This is a genomic window from Vibrio sp. R10-SF1-ISO8 (genome assembly GCF_059833805.1).
On sequence record NZ_JCBDHL010000021.1, the window covers coordinates 234,665 to 250,051 of the forward strand.

Below are 15,387 nucleotides of genomic sequence, written 5' to 3' on the forward strand. Positions count from 1 at the left end.
CTTATGGCACAGTTTACTCCCCAAGATATTCAAATGATGTCGCGAGCGATTGACCTTGCGAAAGGCGGCATTTATACCACTGCACCTAACCCTAATGTGGGCTGTGTGATCGTCAATAATGATCAGATTGTCGGTGAGGGCTTCCACTTCCGAGCGGGTGAACCTCACGCTGAAGTCCATGCAATGCGAATGGCTGGTGACAAAACGGTCGGTGCGACTGCCTACGTGACTTTAGAGCCTTGTTCTCACTATGGGCGCACTCCTCCATGCGCTGAAGGTTTGATTAAGGCGCAAGTAGCAAAAGTTATTTGTGCAATGCAAGACCCTAACCCTGTTGTGGCGGGGCGTGGGATCAAAATGTTGCGCGATGCCGGTATCGAGGTTGAGGTTGGGCTATTAGAGCAAGATGCACTGGCGCTTAACCCTGCTTTCATTAAGAGGATGAAAACAGGTATGCCATTTGTGCAGCTAAAAATGGCTGCCAGCTTAGATGGTCAAACTGCTTTACAAAATGGCCAAAGTCAGTGGATAACATCACCTCAAGCGCGTCAAGATGTGCAGAAATTTCGTGCTCAAAGTGGCGCTATCTTATCGACGAGTAAAACAGTGATTGAAGATAATGCTTCACTCAATGTTCGTTGGGACGATTTACCACCTTCTCTCCAGTCTCATTACGACCTAGCAAACCTACGTCAACCTGTTCGTGTTATCTTGGATCGACAGCAAACCCTGACTCCCGATCTTAAACTATTTAAGGTCGATGGAGAGATCATCACTGTCGCACCAAATGGAGTGCTCACACCTGAGCTTGACGCGAATCAGCAGTTGGATTTGAGCGCGACGTTTAAAGCACTTTCTCAGCAGCATAATATCAACCACTTATGGGTTGAAGCTGGGGCAACACTGGCAAGCAGCTTGATTAAACAGAACCTTGTTGATGAGCTAGTCATTTATCTCGCGCCTAAAATAATGGGCAGTGATGGTCGTGGTCTATTTGGTGCTCTAGGCTTAGAATCTATGGCGCATGTCCTTGACCTAAATATTCAAGATGTAAGGCAGGTGGGGAAAGATATCCGCATCATTGCCACGTTAAACAACAAAGAATCGTAATCATGTTTACAGGTATTGTAGAAGCAGTAGGTACTCTTACTGCGATAACGCCAAAAGGCGAAGACATCAGTGTGACGGTTGAAGTCGGCAAACTAGATATGTCAGATGTAAAATTGGGTGACAGTATCGCAACGAATGGCGTTTGCTTAACCGTGGTCGACTATAACGCAACAAGTTATAGCGCTGATTTGTCACTCGAAACCTTGCAAAAAACAGGTTTTACTGACTATCAAGCCGGCGACAAAGTGAATCTTGAAAAAGCCATGTTGCCAACCTCACGATTTGGTGGACACATTGTCTCTGGTCACGTTGATGGTGTTGGTGAAATTGTTGAACGTAATATGGTTGGCCGCGCGATTGAGTTTTGGGTTGCGATGCCAACGGACATTGCTAAATACGTTGCCGAGAAGGGCTCAATCACTGTTGATGGTATCAGCCTGACGGTCAACGATTTACGTAAAAACGCATTTAAGCTGACCATTGTTCCACACACTGGCGAAGAGACAACTATTGCGGACTTCCATGTTGGGCGTAAAGTTAATCTAGAAGTAGATGTACTTGCACGCTATATGGAGCGCCTGCTAACAAGCCAACAAGAACAACCTGAGTCCCGTATTACCATGGACTTCTTACAACAGAACGGTTTTGCGTAAAAAGTCATGTAAGCGTCGCCGACAATAAAACATATTCGCTCAAGCTATAACAATAGGAATACCAAAATGCCAATTAGTACGCCGCAAGAAATTATCGAAGATATCCGCTTAGGGAAAATGGTCATCCTAATGGATGATGAAGATCGTGAAAACGAAGGCGATCTGATTATGGCTGCTGAGCATGTTACCCCAGAAGCGATTAACTTCATGGCGACCTATGGTCGTGGTTTGATTTGTTTAACCATGACTAAAGAGCGTTGTGAGCGTTTGGGTTTGCCGCCAATGGTGCAAGACAACAATGCTCAGTACACAACCAACTTTACGGTATCTATTGAAGCGGCTGAAGGTGTTACCACGGGTATTTCTGCTGCCGATCGCGCGCGTACTGTGCAAGCGGCTGTCGCAAAAGATGCGAAGGCTTCCAATCTTGTACAGCCGGGCCATATCTTCCCGCTAGCAGCGCAAGAAGGTGGCGTGCTAACTCGCGCAGGTCACACAGAAGCAGGCTGTGATCTAGCCAAGCTTGCTGGTTTGGAGCCATCAGGGGTGATTGTTGAAATCCTAAATGATGACGGCACTATGGCGCGTCGCCCTGACTTAGAAATCTTTGCTGAAAAGCATGACATTAAGCTCGGCACAATTGCTGACCTTATCGAGTACCGCAACAATACTGAGACAACCATTGAACGCGTAGCAGAGTGTAAACTGCCAACGGAATATGGTGAGTTTGATCTTGTGACTTACCGTGACACTATTGATAACCAAGTTCACTATGCACTGCGCAAAGGTGATGTGGAAAATGAAACACCACTAGTCCGTGTGCACCTGCAAGACACCTTTACAGACTTACTGCGTAGCGACCGTAATGCTGAGCGTAGCTGGACGCTAGATAAAGCGATGACTCGTATTGGCAAAGAGGGTGGGGTACTGGTCATTCTTGGTAATGAAGAGTCAACCGATCTACTGATTCATCGCGTTAAGATGTTTGAAGCTCAAGATAAAGGCGAAGCGCCAACACTGGCTAAGAAACAAGGCACGTCACGTCGTGTCGGTGTCGGTTCGCAGATTTTGCAAGACCTTGGTGTACACGATATGCGCTTACTTTCGTCAACCAATAAGAAGTATCACGCATTGGGTGGCTTTGGTCTCAACGTTGTTGAGTACGTTTGCGAATAACAATTTACTTAAGAGAGCTTCGCGGAATCAAAACTTTAGCCGAAGCTCTTATTTTGTTGCTTCATTGTCAGGCAATGAAGCGAAATTTAATCTCTCGCTTGGAATTATTCAGCAAACCCATTTGTGCTAATTTCTATTAGATATTGCTCACAGATTTGTGCTAGAATCCGGCGATTCTCACTTGATGAACATAGTTAAAGGAAGGCTTATGAAAGTGATCGAGGGTGGCTTCCCAGCGCCAAACGCAAAAATTGCTATCGTTATTTCTCGTTTCAACAGTTTTATTAACGAAAGTCTATTGTCTGGTGCAATCGATACTTTAAAACGTCATGGCCAAGTTAGCGAAGACAACATCACTGTTGTTCGCTGCCCAGGTGCAGTAGAACTTCCACTTGTTGCTCAACGCGTAGCTAAAACAGGCAAATTTGATGCAATCGTATCTCTTGGCACTGTTATTCGTGGCGGCACTCCACATTTCGACTATGTTTGTAGTGAATGTAACAAAGGTCTTGCGCAAGTTTCACTGGAATACTCTCTTCCAGTTGCTTTCGGCGTACTGACTGTTGATACAATTGACCAAGCAATTGAGCGCGCAGGAACCAAGGCTGGTAATAAAGGTGCAGAGGCTGCACTAAGCGCACTTGAGATGATTAACGTTCTTTCAGAAATCGATTCCTAATGGGGGCCAGTGTGAAACCAGCCGCACGTCGTAATGCACGTCGATTCGCTCTACAAGCGATCTACTCTTGGCAAATTACTAAAGAAAATGTTGCTACTATCGAGGAGCAATTTTTGTCAGGTGGTAAGTATGATGAAGAAGAACATCATGCTTCAGAGCCGGCACTTTCTACTCCAGACACAGACGTTGCATACTTCCGTGACCTGCTAACAGGTGTTGTGCTAAGTCACACAGAGCTAGATTGTAAGATTCGTCCATACACAGCGCGTCCAATGCAAGATTTGGACATGATGGAGCTAGCACTGCTTCGTCTTGCTATGTACGAAATGACTCGTCGTGAAGACGTACCTTACAAAGTGGTAATCAACGAAGCGATTGAACTTGCAAAAGTATTCGCTGCAGAAGAGAGCCACAAATTCGTCAATGGTGTGCTAGATAAAGCAGCGCCACACGTACGTAAGAAATAGTCGATTCAGATTATGAAAAGGTCAGCATTTGCTGACCTTTTTTATATGCAAAACTAATTCAGAAAAAGAAAGATATGTCAGGTGAGTTTAATTTAATCGACAAATACTTTGTCGGCCGCCAGAGTCAGCGTAAAGATGTCTTGCTGGCCGCAGGTGATGATTGCGCTTTGGTTAAAGTGCCACACGATCTTTCTGTCGCTATTAGTACCGATACTTTGGTGGCAGGAACTCATTTTCTTGCCAACGCAAACCCTGCATGGATAGCACACAAAGCACTTGCTTCAAATATTAGTGATTTAGCTGCGATGGGAGCGACACCAGCTTGGGTTTCATTTGCCCTGACAATGCCTGAACCCGATGAAGCTTGGCTAGCGCCATTTTGTGACGCCTTCTTTGCGCTGGCTGATTATTTCGGTATTCAGCTGATAGGCGGTGATACGACCAAAGGCCCACTGAGCTTAACCTTAACGGTACAAGGCTTGGTTGATGCGGATAAAGCACTGCGCCGGGATGGGGCGCGAGTTGGCGACTGGGTTTATGTAACAGGAAATTTAGGTGATAGCCAAGCTGGGCTAGATGTTATTCTTGATTCCAACCTGCGCAGCAAGCCCTTTGCGCAAGAGCTAGAACAGCGTCATTACCTGTCTGAGCCAAGAGTGCTCGTCGGTCAGGCTCTGCTTGATCTAGCCAGTTCGGCGATCGACATTTCGGACGGTGTTATCTCAGACATAAAACACATTTTGCAACGCTCTCAGGTTGGCGTTAGTCTTGACGTTTCAAGCTTGCCTATTTCTAATGAACTTGTTCAATTCTTAGGTTCGGACTCTCAAGCTCAGCAATATGCGCTGTCGAGTGGTGAAGAGTATGAGCTGTGTTTTACCGTACCAGAGCAGAACAAGGGTTCAATTGAGAGTGCTTTGGCCCACTGTGGCGCTAAGGTTACCTGTATTGGGCAAATTCGCCCACAAGGAACATTTGAACTCCATAACAGTGGCCAACCGATTGATTGGGATCTGAGTGGCTATGATCACTTCAAGTAAACAGTATTAACTATGACTAACCCTTTAACTCTTATTTCTCTAAAGAATCCGTGGCACTTATTGGCAACCGGATTTGGTAGCGGATTATCGCCTGTTGTTCCCGGCACGATGGGTACCTTAGCAGCTATCCCTTTTTATTTATTACTTGTTCAGCTACCACTGCCACTGTATGTGATTGCCGTCATCGCCTCGTGCTTTATTGGTATCAAGATTTGTCAAATTACCTCTGATGATATGGGCGTGCATGACCATGGCTCGATTGTCTGGGATGAATTCGCAGGTTTTTGGATTACTATGCTGGTGGTGCCACTGTTTAACCTTTCTGCGACAGATTGGAAGTGGTTACTGACAGGTTTTGTTCTATTTCGTTTCTTCGATATGGTAAAACCGTGGCCTATTGGCTGGTTAGACAAGCGAGTCCACGGCGGTTTAGGTATTATGCTTGATGATATCGTCGCAGGCGTGATGGCAGGTGTGGCCCTTTATCTGGTCGGTAAATACGCGGGGTGGTTGGTTTAGGCCGACGGAACGTCGGGAACGGACTGCGTTCTATGGAACACTTCGTTTCTGGAAAGCGGGATCGGGCTTCGCCCTGCTGGAAACTAGAGTTGATTCCTTAACAACATCGGAGCAACGTTAGTTATCCAGTTATCCAGTTATCCAGTTATCCAGTTATCCAGTTATCCAGTTATCCATAGCGAAGCGTTCGCAAACAAAAAAGGTTGATGCTCTCACATCAACCCTCTGAAATAACTAGATTTCTCGAAGCGAAGCGATCTCGAATCTCGGAGCGCAGCGTTCCTTTACTTCAGCTTATCTAAATCCGCTTCAATCTCTGCAATCTTACTTGAAACGACTTTCTCTAGATGACGTAGGTCAGACAGTATCTTCTCTTTAACATCAACTTCGACCGCTTTTTCAGGTTTCGTCAGTTTGTTTAACTCATCGATCACGAGAGTGAGGTTACGGTTAATTTCCGTGACTTCTTTGTACTTGTGACTGCCGCTGTCGACGAGGACATTCTTCACCTGTCGCGGGTACTTGAACTTGACGCTTTTCGCAAACAGCTCACCTTTTTGCTTACGAAAATAGATTTTTAACACATCCTTGTGCGCTTCTTGACGAAGGGAATAGCGCTCAATTTGTTTAGGATCGTGAATACCTAAACCAGTGAGGTGTGGATACATAGGCTACCTCTATTGTGTTGCAGTAATTATCCCTACCCCAAAAATGAGCAGGGAATGAACAATTCACTATTAATGTAGCAGCCTATGATCGTGGTAGACAGCGCTTTTTGAAACAAGTTAGCAACTTGTGGTCGAGATCGCTTAAGGTGCTAGTTCTGCGACGTTTTTTATGAGCTTATCTCTAAGCTCTTGCTGTTGTTCTTCACTCAACTTACCGCCACTTTCACTGGTGATGATGAATAAGTCTTCTGCGCGTTCACCTATGGTGGTGATTTTCGCGGCATGCAGGTGAACGCCCGAGTCGGCAAATGTCGCACCCACAGTGGCCAGTAAGCCCGGTGTATCTAGGGCAACAAACTCAAGTAAAGTGCGTTTCTTACTTTTAGTCGGTAAGAAATCGACCTTAGTTTTGACCTTAAAGTGCTGTAGGTTTCGAGGGACACGACGCGTCTTAATTTTGGTTGGCCGACCATCTTCAAGCACATGAGCAAGATGTTTGATAACCGCTTTATGTCGGCTTTCCTCCACCACATCACCATTTTGGTCGAGTACCATGAAAGTATCGAGGACATAACCATCTTTACTGGTCATAACTTGCGCGTCATGAACGTTAAAGTTTCTCCGGTCAAGCTCGGCGACCACAGAGGCAAACAGCGCGTGCTGATCTTTGCTATAGACAAACACTTCCGTACCGCCGCGCGTCGCTTTCTTTGAAATTAAGATTAGAGGTTGTGAGTGATCGTCGTGACGCAGCAGATGAGAACAGTGCCAAGCGATTTGCTTATGGGTATGGCGTAAGAAGTAGTCAGCCTTAAACCTTTGCCACAACACTTCAATTTCGCGCGCGTTAAAGCCTTCTTTGCGCAATAGCGCTGAGGCTAAGTGCTGGTTGTGGCGAATACGCTCTCTAACATCAACAGGGTTTTCTAAGCCGCGGCGAAGTGCGCGTTGGGTTGAATAGAAGAGCTCAGCGAGCAAGGTTCGCTTCCAACTGTTCCACAGTTCAGGGTTAGTTGCGCAGATATCGGCAACAGTTAGACAGACCAAATACTCTAAGTATTCCTCATCGCGAACTTTCTTAGCGAACTCAGTAATTACCTCAGGATCGTAGATATCACGGCGTTGAGCGGTCACAGACATCAACAGGTGATGCCTAACCAACCAAGCGACTAGCTTGGCTTCCGGTTTAGATAACCCATGCTCGATACAGAAATCATAGGCTTCACCTTCACCAATCACAGAGTGGTCTCCGCCGCGCCCTTTGCCGATATCATGGAAAATCGCCGCGATGATCAGCAATTCTTTTTTCTGAATGCGCGGGTAGACTTCGCAACAGATAGGGTGCTTACCATGATTGTTCGGATCGCTAAAAGTATTGATGTGTTTGAGTAGGCGAACACTGTGTTCATCAACGGTGTACACGTGGAATAGATCGAACTGCATTTGACCGACGATTTGGCTCCACTGAGGCAGATAAGCAGCTAGCACGCCTAGTTTGTGCATCAAGCTAAAGGCTTTATGCAGAGCATTAGGGTGACGACATAAGTCGAGAAATTTCTCTCTCGCTTCAGGAATGGTATGTAGGAACTTATTGAGTCTTCGCCTTGCAGTACGGAGCTGGCGCATAGTAGGAGGTGCGACCCCTTCTATGGTGGAATCGTTGGCAATATGTAGAAACATATCCAAAATTGTTTCCGGGCGAGCTTGGAACAAGGCAGGTTTGCGCGCTTCAATCAAATGGCCGCGGCGCTGAAAATCTTCGCTGAGAACTACTGGTTCAGCCTCGACGCCATTTTCTAAGATCGCTTGGTCAAATAGTTTGAGCAGCATTTTGTTGAGCTCTGCCACGCGGCGCAACGTGCGATAGAACTCTTTCATCATCATCTCAACGCCACGGTTGCCTTCGCCAGCAAAGCCTAAGCTTTCGGCGACTTGTGCTTGGTGAGCGAAGGTGAGGCGATTATCGTAACGTTTAAGCTCAATATGCAGTGCAAAGCGGACTCGCCACAGGAAGTCCTGACACTCTACGAGCTCACGATATTCTGCATCTGTTAGAAAGCCGTATTGGCTCATCTCAAGTAATGAAGTAGCCCCGAAATGGCGACGTGCTACCCAGCTTAGTGTATGGATATCTCTCAAGCCGCCTGGCGTGGATTTGATGTCAGGTTCAAGGTTATAGGTGGTGTCATGGTATCGCGCGTGACGGTCACGCTGCTCTTTGACCTTTGCTTTGTAAAACACCTCACTTGGCCAAAACGATTCTGAGTGAATAACCATCCTTAGCTGATGGAAGGTATCCTCGCAGCCACAGAGTAGGCGCGCTTCCTGTAAGTTAGTCGCTACGGTTAAGTCGTCTTTACCAATCTCGGCACACTCTTCAACGCTACGAACGGCGTGACCAACTTCTAGTCGTAAATCCCACAGTAAGGTGATGAACTCACTGACCTTGCCTTTTAGTGACTCAGGAAGTGCTTTACGAGAGACGACAAGAATGTCGATGTCAGAAAGAGGGTGTAACTCACCTCGACCATAGCCACCTACAGCGACAAGACTGATATTCGGCAGGTTAGAAAACCCAAAGTGATCCCAGAGGCGGTTGAGTAGTAAATCAATATATTCGGCCCGACCGAGTACTAAATTGGTCACTGGGTGGTGAGCGAGAAACTCTTGCTTCTGATAGTTGGCAAAGTTTTCGAGTTGGTTTTTTAGCTCACTAATTGAAATTTGTTGTTCTTCGAGTGTGAGCGGTGATTGAAAGGGCATACAGCGAATCCATGCAAAATAGTCCTAGTGAGAACTAATCTAACAAAATGGCATCAATAAAAAAATATCCCCGACGATGCGGGGATATTGAAAGGAGATTAGGCGTTGTTCATCATTCGTGGGATTGTGTCATCGCTGCGCAGTGTTAGCACTTCACAACCTGTCTTAGTGACGAGAATCGTGTGCTCATACTGAGCCGATTTCTTTCCGTCGCCAGTGTAGACTGTCCAGTCATCTTCAGCATCTACGCTAACACCGAACTTACCTGCGTTAATCATTGGTTCAATGGTAAAACACATGCCCTCTTTTAGAACACGGCGGTCGTTGTTCTTGTAGTGAACGATTTGTGGCTCTTCATGGAATTCATTGCCAATGCCATGACCACAGAAGTCTTTAACAATAGAGAACTTATTACGTGGGTTCTTTTTGTTGTTTTCTTTGATGTACTTTTCAATCGCAGTGCCGATATCACCCACTGTTGCGCCAGGTTTTACTCTACGCATACCCACATACAGTGCTTCTTGAGTCACCATACATAGGCGTTTGTCTGCTGGAGAGACATCACCAACAAAGAACATCTTTGACGTGTCGCCGTGGTAACCTTGTGGGCGAACGCTGAGATCTGCGCCTTCTTCATTTGGAATGATAACCGTAATGTCGACGTTGATGATGTCGCCATTTTTAAGTACCGCAGGCTTTAGTTGACCGTTGCTCCCTACTTCGTCCGCAGAGGCAGGAATGCCATGGCAGACGATATGATTGATTGAAGTACAGATTGATTTTGGAAATCCGTGGTAATCAAGTGGGGCAGAGTAGGCACCTTTTTCAATCCCGTAATCGTGACAAATTTGGTTCAATTCATCTGTAGTCACACCCTCTTTGATATGAGGTTCGATCATCTCTAGGATCTCAGCGGCCAAAGCGCCCGCTACTCGCATACGTTCGATTTCTTCAGCTGTTTTAATCTTGATTGACATTGGCTTTCTCTACTTAATTTTGTTGCACACTGGTGGCGCGAATGGGCGCATTCTAGCAGGAACACTTCATAATGAGAATGATTCTTCTAATACGTGCCATATTAGGAATAGTGCAGTCGTTGGATGTGGAAAAGTTTTTTTACTAGCCAGCACGGGTGAAAATATGGTATAAAGCGCGCCGGAAATGTGGTCAGTTCTCTCTGTTAAGTTCATCTTAGTGGCGAAGCTGGTTACTTCCAACTAACTTATATCTTTAAATCACACACATTCCGTCACATATTCCGGGGTGCTGGGCAGAAGCCTAGTCGGAGTTATGGGGGATGTGGAGGCCTAACCCCATAGAGGATTTTAAAATGGCAACTGTATCAATGCGCGATATGCTAAAAGCTGGTGTTCACTTTGGTCACCAGACTCGTTACTGGAACCCAAAAATGAAGCCATTCATCTTTGGTGCTCGTAACAAGGTTCATATCATCAACCTAGAAAAAACTGTACCAATGTTCAACGACGCTCTAGCTGAACTAGCTAAAGTTGGCGAGAAGAAAGGTAAAGTTCTATTCGTTGGTACTAAGCGCGCTGCATCTGAAGCTGTTAAAGAAGCTGCAATCGCAAGCAACCAGTTCTACGTAAACAACCGCTGGTTAGGCGGTATGCTTACAAACTACAAAACTGTTCGTCAGTCAATCAAGCGTCTAAAAGATCTTGAAGCTCAAGCTCAAGACGGTACTTTTGATAAGCTAACTAAGAAAGAAGCTCTAATGCGTACTCGTGAAATGGAGAAGCTAGAGAAGTCTCTTGGTGGTATCAAAGACATGGGCGGCCTACCAGACGCTCTATTCGTAATCGACGCTGATCACGAGCACATTGCGATTAAAGAAGCGAACAACCTAGGTATTCCAGTTTACGCTGTAGTAGATACTAACTCTAACCCAGACGGCGTTGACTACATCATCCCAGGTAACGACGATGCGATCCGTGCAGTTCAGCTTTACCTAAACGCTGCTGCAACTTCAGTAACTGAAGGTCGTAACAAAGACGTAGCTGTTGCTGCTGAAAAAGATGGTTTCGTAGAAGCTGAATAATAGCGGCTCCGAGTCACACTTAGATTATGTGCAACCCAGTTGTAGCATAAACTGAGTTATAGTTATCAGCAGGGGCCGAAAATGTAGGCCCCTGTTTTTTACCAAATACAGAATCAACTGAGGAATAGAGAATGGCTGTTACTGCTGCTCTAGTTAAAGAACTGCGCGAACGTACTGGCGCAGGCATGATGGAATGTAAGAAAGCGCTTGTTGAAGCAAACGCTGACATCGAACTAGCAATCGAAAACATGCGTAAATCAGGTGCTGCTAAAGCTGCTAAGAAAGCAGGTAACGTTGCTGCTGAAGGCGCAATCATCATCAAAGAAGAAAACGGTGTTGCTGTTCTTCTTGAAGTTAACTGCCAAACTGACTTCGTTGCTAAAGATGGTAACTTCACTGCATTTGCAGAGAAAGTTGCGGCTGACGCTCTAACATCTAAAGCTTCTGTTGAAGAACTAGTAGCTAAATTCGAAGAAGAGCGTGTTGCTCTAGTTGCTAAGATCGGTGAAAACATCAACATCCGTCGCGTTCAATACGTTGAAGGTTCTGCTATCGCTTCTTACCGTCACGGCGAGAAGATCGGTGTAGTTGTTGCTGGTGAAGGCGACGCTGAAACTCTTAAGCACGTTGCAATGCACGTTGCAGCTTCTAAGCCAGAGTACGTTAACCCAGAAGACGTACCAGCTGACGTAGTTGCTAAAGAGAAAGAAGTTCAAGTTGAAATCGCTATGAACGAAGGCAAGCCTGCTGAGATCGCAGAGAAGATGGTTGTTGGCCGCATGAAGAAATTCACTGGCGAAATCTCTCTAACTGGTCAAGCGTTCATCATGGAGCCTAAGAAATCTGTTGGCGAAATGCTGAAAGAAAAAGGCGCTTCTGTTGCTACATTCGTTCGCCTAGAAGTAGGTGAAGGTATCGAGAAAGCAGAAGAAATGAGCTTCGCTGAAGAAGTAGCTGCTGCTCAAAAAGGTTAATCCTTAGAGATACGCACAAAGTTTAGACCGTAGCCAAGGCTGCGGTCTTTTTACGACTAAAGGCATAACCTTTAGCTGTGATGGATGCGGACTTTTGATAAGTCTTTATCCATGACTGTTAATCAACAACTCTCTTTTGGAAGGTAAACTCCATGACTACGAACCCTAAACCAGCATATCAACGTATTCTGTTAAAACTAAGTGGTGAAGCACTTCAAGGCGAAGAAGGTTTTGGCATCGATCCAGCAATTCTTGATCGTATGGCCCAAGAAGTAAAAGAGTTGGTTGAGCTTGGTGTTCAAGTAGGTGTAGTTATCGGTGGTGGTAACTTGTTCCGTGGTGCTGGTCTAGCTGAAGCGGGTATGAACCGTGTTGTTGGTGACCACATGGGTATGCTAGCGACGGTAATGAACGGTCTTGCGATGCGTGATGCGCTGCACCGTGCATACGTGAACGCTCGTGTAATGTCAGCAATCCCTCTAAAAGGTGTCTGTGACGACTACAACTGGGCAGATGCGATTCGTGAGCTACGTCAAGGCCGCGTTGTTATCTTCTCAGCAGGTACAGGTAACCCATTCTTTACCACAGATTCTGCTGCATGTTTGCGCGGAATCGAGATCGAAGCGGACGTAGTTCTAAAAGCGACAAAAGTCGATGGCGTATTTACTGCTGACCCAGTAGCAAACCCAGACGCAGAGCTGTATGATAAGCTTTCGTTCAATGCTGTTCTTGAAAAAGAACTGAAAGTAATGGATTTGGCAGCATTTACACTAGCACGTGACCACAAAATGCCAATCCGTGTATTCAATATGAATAAGCCAGGCGCACTACGTCGCGTGGTTATGGGTGAAGCAGAAGGCACGCTAATCAGCGACGCTGAGTAATTCTAATCGCCGCAGCATAAATCAATTGTGCTGCGGTATTGCCTTTTGAAGACTCCCTATTAAGCTTTCTTGAAGAAAGATTTACACATTAAGGTGATATTGTGATTAACGAAATCAAACAAGACGCTCAAGAGCGCATGGATAAGAGTGTTGAAGCTCTAAAAAACAACCTTTCTAAAGTTCGCACAGGCCGTGCACATCCAAGCCTACTTTCTGGCATTTCAGTAGAGTACTACGGTGCACCAACGCCTCTAAATCAGGTAGCAAACGTCGTTGCTGAAGATGCTCGTACGCTAGCAATCACAGTATTTGATAAAGAGCTAACGCCAAAAGTTGAAAAAGCGATCATGATGTCTGACCTAGGTCTAAACCCTATGTCTGCAGGTACTATCATTCGTGTTCCACTTCCACCGCTAACGGAAGAGCGTCGTAAAGACCTAGTTAAGATTGTTCGTGGCGAAGCTGAAGGTGGTCGTGTTGCTATCCGTAACATCCGCCGTGATGCTAACGGTGAACTGAAAGCGCTACTAAAAGACAAAGAAATTTCTGAAGACGAAGATCGTAAAGGTCAAGACGAAATCCAGAAAATCACTGACGCAGCTGTAAAACAAGTTGATGAAGTGTTAGCAGCAAAAGAAAAAGAGTTGATGGAAGTCTAATTCTCCATAATCTTTATCTATATAGAGCGCTGTGCTCGCTGCACAGCGCTTTTTTATGCTACTCTCTGTCCCCTGCTGATTAATAATCAACGTTTTATGCAAAACTCACAACTCTCTCCTGATTTACTCCCGAAACATATCGCAATCATCATGGATGGCAACGGCCGTTGGGCTAAAGCTCAAGGTAAGCCACGAGTCTTTGGTCACAAGAATGGTGTTGCTGCGGTACGTAAAGCGATTTCGACTTCTGCAAAACTTGGTATCAAAGCGATCACACTGTTTGCATTTAGTAGTGAAAACTGGAGACGACCAGAAGAGGAAGTGGGTGTCTTGATGGAGCTGTTTATTACAGTTCTCTCTACAGAAGTTAAAAAACTGCACAAGAACAACTTACGCTTACGCATTATTGGTGACACTTCGCGCTTTAACGAGCGCCTGCAAAAGAAGATTGCTCAAGCCGAGGCTTTGACCGAAGGCAATACAGGCATGGTGATCAATATTGCGGCCAACTATGGTGGTAAGTGGGATATTATGCAGGCGACGAAAGCAATTTCAGCTAAGGTTGCCGCTGGTGAGCTCAGTCAAGATGAGATTAGTGAAGAACTCATCACGCAGCACCTCACAATGGCAGATTTACCTGAAGTTGATTTAATGATTCGAACCAGTGGTGAATGCCGCATCAGTAATTTTATGCTGTGGCAGATGGCTTACGCGGAAATGTATTTTACACCGATTTACTGGCCAGAGTTTGATGAAAATAGCTTGATAGAAGCTGTAACTTGGTTTGTTAACCGTGAACGCCGTTTTGGCTGCACCGGTGAGCAAGTTAAAGCTCTAATGGAAAGCGAATAAAGGATCAAAGTTTGAAACAACGAATTATAACGGCACTTATTCTGGCGCCATTGGTAATATTAGGGATATTCAAACTTTCTCTACCTCTATTTATGATTGCCATAGCGGCAGTGACTTTAATTGGATTTTGGGAATGGACTCAGTTTGTTGAAGCGCCTTCTCGAATGGCTGCACTGATACCTACCGTATTAGTGAGTGCTGCGACGGTTTGGTTAGTGCCATCTGATGCATTAAGCCTCAACCTCGTTACCCAACCTCATTACATCATCTTGGCCATCGGATGTATCTGGTGGTTGGCTGCCAGTGCGCTTGCCATCACTTATCCCAAATCGTCGAGCCTCTGGCAAAACTCCAACTTGTTTCGCTATAGCTTTGGCATTTTGACTTTACTCCCTTTCTTCTGGAGCGTACTCATGTTACGCGCAGAAGCAATAGAGGCTGATCCTTATCACGGTGCTAGACTGGTTTTATATGTCTGCTTTATTGTTTGGGCAGCGGACAGCGGTGCTTACTTTGCTGGTAAAAGCTTGGGCAAGAATAAGATGGCACCACATGTTAGTCCAAATAAAACCATTGAAGGGTTAATCGGCGGGATTATTACTGCAATTCTCGTTGGTTGGGGAACGGCTTATTGGTTTGATATTCAATTCGCCAATGCGTGGGTCATGGTCGGTATTACTCTTGTTACTGTCGTGATTTCAGTGCTTGGAGACTTGGTTGAGAGCATGTTCAAGCGAGTGGCTGGTATTAAAGATAGCAGCAACATTATCCCAGGACATGGTGGCGTCCTTGATCGTATAGACAGTTTAACCGCCGCTTTCCCTGTGTTTGCATTCCTCTACTTCACATTTTAAGGCAAGCTTCGGCTTGCCCTATTCATTAAC

16 protein-coding genes are annotated in these 15,387 nt (G+C 45.6%); 13 read left to right on the forward strand and 3 right to left on the reverse strand.

Annotated elements, in window-relative coordinates:
- The first annotated feature begins 3 nt into the window (after positions 1 to 3).
- From ribD to pgpA, 7 genes are all read left to right on the forward strand, one after another.
- A complete protein-coding gene (gene ribD / locus AC6R00_RS19065; RefSeq protein WP_500641574.1) occupies positions 4 to 1,110 on the forward strand; it encodes a bifunctional diaminohydroxyphosphoribosylaminopyrimidine deaminase/5-amino-6-(5-phosphoribosylamino)uracil reductase RibD in 1,107 nt (368 codons plus the stop codon).
- Between the two features lie 2 nt (positions 1,111 to 1,112).
- Positions 1,113 to 1,763 carry a riboflavin synthase gene (locus AC6R00_RS19070; RefSeq protein WP_500641575.1) on the forward strand — a complete coding sequence of 217 codons (651 nt, stop codon included), beginning with the start codon at positions 1,113 to 1,115 and terminating at the stop codon, positions 1,761 to 1,763.
- Positions 1,764 to 1,829: 66 nt separating this feature from the next.
- Positions 1,830 to 2,939 carry a bifunctional 3,4-dihydroxy-2-butanone-4-phosphate synthase/GTP cyclohydrolase II gene (gene ribBA, locus AC6R00_RS19075; protein ID WP_500641576.1) on the forward strand — a complete coding sequence of 370 codons (1,110 nt, stop codon included), beginning with the start codon at positions 1,830 to 1,832 and terminating at the stop codon, positions 2,937 to 2,939.
- A gap of 208 nt (positions 2,940 to 3,147) precedes the next feature.
- Positions 3,148 to 3,618 (forward strand): 6,7-dimethyl-8-ribityllumazine synthase, encoded by a 471-nt coding sequence (gene ribH, locus AC6R00_RS19080; RefSeq protein ID WP_004415274.1) that lies wholly within the window; start codon positions 3,148 to 3,150, stop codon positions 3,616 to 3,618.
- The gene (nusB, locus tag AC6R00_RS19085) at positions 3,618 to 4,085 is read left to right on the forward strand and encodes a transcription antitermination factor NusB (RefSeq protein ID WP_004744878.1); all 468 of its coding nucleotides are present in this window, start codon (positions 3,618 to 3,620) and stop codon (positions 4,083 to 4,085) included. Before ribH ends, nusB begins: the two co-directional genes overlap by 1 nt.
- A gap of 74 nt (positions 4,086 to 4,159) precedes the next feature.
- A complete protein-coding gene (gene thiL / locus AC6R00_RS19090; RefSeq protein WP_500641577.1) occupies positions 4,160 to 5,125 on the forward strand; it encodes a thiamine-phosphate kinase in 966 nt (321 codons plus the stop codon).
- A 12-nt stretch (positions 5,126 to 5,137) separates the two neighbouring features.
- Positions 5,138 to 5,644, forward strand: coding sequence for a phosphatidylglycerophosphatase A (gene pgpA / locus AC6R00_RS19095; RefSeq protein ID WP_239825209.1), 507 nt, complete (start codon positions 5,138 to 5,140; stop codon positions 5,642 to 5,644).
- Positions 5,645 to 5,928: 284 nt separating this feature from the next.
- On the opposite strand, the gene AC6R00_RS19100 is transcribed toward pgpA, so the two are convergent.
- The 3 genes from AC6R00_RS19100 to map all read right to left on the reverse strand — a co-directional run bounded on the left by AC6R00_RS19100 (position 5,929) and on the right by map (position 10,052).
- Entirely contained in the window at positions 5,929 to 6,312 is a 384-nt protein-coding gene (locus AC6R00_RS19100) for a DUF3461 family protein (RefSeq protein ID WP_004744783.1), read from the reverse strand.
- 141 nt (positions 6,313 to 6,453) lie between these two features.
- Positions 6,454 to 9,075: a bifunctional uridylyltransferase/uridylyl-removing protein GlnD gene (glnD, locus tag AC6R00_RS19105; RefSeq protein WP_500641578.1), complete on the reverse strand. Its 2,622-nt coding sequence runs from the start codon at positions 9,073 to 9,075 to the stop codon at positions 6,454 to 6,456.
- Between the two features lie 98 nt (positions 9,076 to 9,173).
- Positions 9,174 to 10,052 carry a type I methionyl aminopeptidase gene (map, locus tag AC6R00_RS19110; RefSeq protein ID WP_500641579.1) on the reverse strand — a complete coding sequence of 293 codons (879 nt, stop codon included), beginning with the start codon at positions 10,050 to 10,052 and terminating at the stop codon, positions 9,174 to 9,176.
- 353 nt (positions 10,053 to 10,405) lie between these two features.
- Between map and rpsB the strand changes: the two genes are divergently transcribed.
- The 6 genes from rpsB to AC6R00_RS19140 all read left to right on the forward strand — a co-directional run bounded on the left by rpsB (position 10,406) and on the right by AC6R00_RS19140 (position 15,357).
- On the forward strand, positions 10,406 to 11,134 hold the full coding sequence (gene rpsB, locus AC6R00_RS19115; RefSeq protein WP_004744786.1) for a 30S ribosomal protein S2: 729 nt from the start codon (positions 10,406 to 10,408) through the stop codon (positions 11,132 to 11,134).
- Between the two features lie 131 nt (positions 11,135 to 11,265).
- Complete coding sequence (gene tsf / locus AC6R00_RS19120) at positions 11,266 to 12,108, forward strand: translation elongation factor Ts (RefSeq protein WP_500641580.1); 843 nt, start codon at positions 11,266 to 11,268, stop codon at positions 12,106 to 12,108.
- A gap of 152 nt (positions 12,109 to 12,260) precedes the next feature.
- Positions 12,261 to 12,992: a UMP kinase gene (gene pyrH, locus AC6R00_RS19125; protein ID WP_004744788.1), complete on the forward strand. Its 732-nt coding sequence runs from the start codon at positions 12,261 to 12,263 to the stop codon at positions 12,990 to 12,992.
- Between the two features lie 101 nt (positions 12,993 to 13,093).
- Entirely contained in the window at positions 13,094 to 13,651 is a 558-nt protein-coding gene (gene frr, locus AC6R00_RS19130; protein ID WP_004744789.1) for a ribosome recycling factor, read from the forward strand.
- A 78-nt stretch (positions 13,652 to 13,729) separates the two neighbouring features.
- Positions 13,730 to 14,503, forward strand: a complete 774-nt coding sequence (gene uppS / locus AC6R00_RS19135; protein ID WP_500642211.1) for an undecaprenyl pyrophosphate synthase — start codon at positions 13,730 to 13,732, stop codon at positions 14,501 to 14,503.
- Between the two features lie 11 nt (positions 14,504 to 14,514).
- On the forward strand, positions 14,515 to 15,357 hold the full coding sequence (locus tag AC6R00_RS19140) for a phosphatidate cytidylyltransferase (RefSeq protein ID WP_500641581.1): 843 nt from the start codon (positions 14,515 to 14,517) through the stop codon (positions 15,355 to 15,357).
- The last annotated feature ends 30 nt before the right edge of the window (positions 15,358 to 15,387 follow it).